The sequence below is a fragment of the Phenylobacterium sp. genome, from assembly GCF_044236515.1.
Classification (GTDB): domain Bacteria; phylum Pseudomonadota; class Alphaproteobacteria; order Caulobacterales; family Caulobacteraceae; genus Phenylobacterium.
Genome location: NZ_JBIIGK010000231.1, coordinates 1 through 3,363, shown reverse-complemented (window position 1 = coordinate 3,363; position 3,363 = coordinate 1). Strand labels below are relative to the sequence as shown.

4 protein-coding genes are annotated in these 3,363 nt (G+C 68.5%); all 4 read right to left on the bottom strand.

Features of this window, described 5'->3' with window-relative positions:
- A partial coding sequence (locus tag ACILRF_RS15510; RefSeq protein WP_395674476.1) for a dienelactone hydrolase family protein occupies window positions 1-677 on the bottom strand: 677 nt, incomplete at its 3' end.
- An 11-nt stretch (window positions 678-688) separates the two neighbouring features.
- Window positions 689-1,786, bottom strand: a complete 1,098-nt coding sequence (gene ychF / locus ACILRF_RS15505) for a redox-regulated ATPase YchF (RefSeq protein WP_395674474.1) — start codon at window positions 1,784-1,786, stop codon at window positions 689-691.
- A 239-nt stretch (window positions 1,787-2,025) separates the two neighbouring features.
- Window positions 2,026-2,631, bottom strand: a complete 606-nt coding sequence (pth, locus tag ACILRF_RS15500) for an aminoacyl-tRNA hydrolase (protein ID WP_395674472.1) — start codon at window positions 2,629-2,631, stop codon at window positions 2,026-2,028.
- A 15-nt stretch (window positions 2,632-2,646) separates the two neighbouring features.
- Complete coding sequence (locus ACILRF_RS15495) at window positions 2,647-3,258, bottom strand: 50S ribosomal protein L25/general stress protein Ctc (protein WP_395674470.1); 612 nt, start codon at window positions 3,256-3,258, stop codon at window positions 2,647-2,649.
- Between the last annotated feature and the right edge of the window lie 105 nt (window positions 3,259-3,363).

Genomic DNA, 3,363 nt, shown 5'->3' with positions numbered 1-3,363 from the left:
GCCGCGCCCCGGTCCGGCCCGTTCATCGCGAACAGCGCCAGGGTGCGCAGGCGGGCGAGGCGGGCGCTGTCGGCGTGGTGGTGATCGGGCCGGTCGGAGTTGAAGCCGTGACCGGCCCCATAGAGATAGATCGGCAACTCCGGATGCCGCTCGCGCACCTGCTCGACCTGTTCGAGCGGGATGGTCGGGTCGGTCTTGCCGTAGTGGAGGATGGTCGGGCGCCTCGGCGACTCGTCCATCAATTCGACGATCCGGCGGCCGTAGTAACAGGAGGCGGCGGCCAGCCCTTCCGCCCGGCAGGCTCCCAGCCAGGCGACCGCGCCGCCCCAGCAGTAGCCGACGGCGAACACCGGCGGGGCCAGGGCGTCGATCGCGGCCTGCAGGTCTCCCAGCACCTGGTCCCAACCGGCCGCCTCCGAAAGCGCGCGGCCGGCGGCGACGTCCTCCGGTCCGTAGCCGGCCTCGAAGCCGGGACGCTGGCGGTCGAAGAACGATGGCGCGATCACCTCATAGCCGTCCTCTGCGAAGCCGTCGCAGAGCCCCCGGATGTGCGCGGTGACCCCGAAGATCTCCTGGGCGAGCACGAGTCCGCCGCGCCGGGCGTCGGTCGGCCGGGTGTGATAGGCAGAGATCTCGAAGCCGTCGTGGCGGCTCTTCAGCCGGATCGTCTCGCCCATCGGACCGCGCCCTAGACGTTGAAGCGGAAGTTCATCACGTCCCCGTCCTGGACGACATACTCCTTGCCCTCCTGGCGGAACTTGCCGGCTTCCTTGGCCCCGGCCTCGCCGTTCAGGCGAATGTAGTCCTCGTAGGCGATGGTCTCGGCCCGGATGAAGCCCTTCTCGAAGTCGGTGTGGATGACGCCCGCCGCCTGCGGGGCGGTATCGCCCTTGCGGATCGTCCAGGCCCGGGCCTCTTTCGGGCCGACCGTGAAATAGGTCTGCAGGCCGAGCAGGTGGTAGGCCTCGCGGATCAGCTTGTTGAGCCCGGGCTCGGTGAGGCCCAGCGTCTCCAGGAATTCGGTGCGCTCGGCGGCGTCGAGCATGGCGATCTCGCTCTCGATCTGCGCCGAGATGACGACGTGGTCGGCGCCGTCGCGGGCGGCCCGCTCGGCGACCTGACGTGACAGGTCGTTCCCGTCGGCGGCCGAGGCCTCGTCGACGTTCGAGACATAGAGCGCCGGCTTGGACGTCAGCAGCTGCAGCATCCGCCAGGCCTTCTCGTCCTCTGCGTCGACCTGCGCCTTGCGGGCCGGGCGGCCGTTGTTGAGCTCGGCCAGGGCTTTCTGCACCAGGCGCAGGGTCTGGACGCTTTCCTTGTCGCCGGTCTTGGCTCGCTTCTCGAGGTTCACCACCCGCTTTTCCAGGCTCTCCATGTCCGCGAGCATCAGCTCGGTTTCGATGGTGTCGAGGTCAGCCAGCGGGTCGATCTTGCCCTCGACGTGGGTGATGTCGTCGTCGATGAAGCAGCGGGCGACGAAGGCCACGGCGTCGCAGTCGCGGATGTTGGCCAGGAACTGGTTGCCGAGCCCTTCGCCCTTGGACGCGCCGCGCACCAGGCCGGCGATGTCGACGAAATTCATCCGCGCCGGAATGATCTCCTTGGACGGGATGATCGCCGCCAGCTTGTCCAGTCGCGGCTCCGGCACCGCGACGTCGCCGGTATTGGGCTCGATGGTGCAGAACGGATAGTTGGCGGCTTGCGCCGAGGCGGTCTGGGTCAGGGCGTTGAACAGGGTCGACTTGCCGACGTTCGGCAGGCCGACGATGGCGACTTTCAGGGCCATGAGTCAGTAGGTTCCTCTAGGAGCGCGGCGGGGTTAGCACGGGGGAAGGCTTTGACGCCAGCGACGTGGCCTCCCGCTCCTTCCCCGCATGCGGGGAACGGGGACCGGAGGCCGAGGCGAAGCCGAAGAGCCGAGGGTGGAAGGGGCGCCGTCGGGCGCCGAGCTTCGCGTTTCGCGCCCCCTCCGTCACGCGCCTTCGGCGCGCGCCACCTCCCCCGCATACGGGGGAGCAGCGTCGCCTACTCGCCGCGAGCGAGTTTCCGCGGGTCGGCTTTTTCGGCAGGGGCGAGGCGCATGACCTCCGCCTGGTATTTGTCGTCCGCGCCGGCGGCGAGGAAGGGCGCGGCGTCGGCGACCGCCTGGAGAAGCGGCTCCAGCCACTTCAACTCGGCCTTGTGGAAGTCCGACAGGACATGGCCGTGGACCAGTTCCTTCTGACCTGGATGACCGCAGCCCAACCGGCCGCGCCGGAAATCGGGGCCGATCTGACTCGTCGTCGAGCGGATGCCGTTGTTGCCGGCCGCGCCGCCGCCCGTCTTCATCCGGAAGCGGCCGGGGGCGAGATCGATCTCGTCGTGGAAGACGACGACGTCCGCCGGCGTCAGCTTGAAGAACTTCGCCGCCTCGCCGATCGCCCGACCGCTCTCGTTGTAGAAGGTCTGTGGCTTCAGCAGCAGGACGCGGACCCCATCGATCGTCCCCTCGCTCGCATGGCCCTGGAAACGCGAACGCGCCGGTGGGAAAGCCCACCGGCGCGCGATTTCGTCGACGGCCATGAAGCCGATGTTGTGGCGGTTCTTGGCGTAGGCCTGGCCTGGATTGCCCAGGCCCGCGATCAGCAGCACCGCCGGACGCTGGCCTTAGGCCGCGCCGCCTTCGGAGGCTTCACCCTCGCCTTCGATCTCCACCTCGACCTTGGCGGCCGCGATGGAGGCGACGACGGTTTCGCCCGACAGAACCGCCTTGACGCCCTTCGGCAGCTTCAGGTCGGAAATGTGGACGGCGCCGCCGATGTCGAGGCCGGTGAGGTCGTGGACGATCTCTTCCGGAATCTCGTCGGCGTGGCAGGAGATGTTCAGGGTGTGCAGGGCGATGTTCAGGGCGCCGCCGCGCTTCAGGCCCGGTGAGGCCTCCTGGTTCGAGAAGTGGACCGGAACCTCGATCTTGATCTCCTGGTGCGCATCGACGCGGTAGAGATCGAAGTGGATCGGCTCGTCGGTCACCGGGTGCATGTCGACGACCTTGGCGATGACCGGCTGGGTCTCGGCGCCGTGCTTCAGCGTCACGAGGTGGCCGAGCAGCTTGCCGGTGTACAGCGCCTTGCGGAACTCGTTGGCCTTCACGGAGATGGCCACCGGATCCTTGTCGCCGCCGTAAAGGACGCCCGGGACCAGGCCCGCGCGACGGGTCTCACGGGCGCCGCCCGTACCGGTCCGCTCGCGCACTTCAACGTTCAGGATGATCTCGGCCATCGCCATGCCTCAAAACGAAGCCGCCGCGCGAGGCCCGCGCGGCGACGGAAAATCCGCGCCCACTGGGGGCGAAAGGTGCGCGTAGATACACAAAAGCCCTGGCGT

Bases quoted from the DNA above. Each gene is read 5' to 3' on its own strand.
- ychF (WP_395674474.1), bottom strand. From the start codon at position 1,786: ATGGCCCTGAAAGTCGCCATCGTCGGCCTGCCGAACGTCGGCAAGTCG.
- ACILRF_RS15495 (WP_395674470.1), bottom strand. From the start codon at position 3,258: ATGGCCGAGATCATCCTGAACGTTGAAGTGCGCGAGCGGACCGGTACG.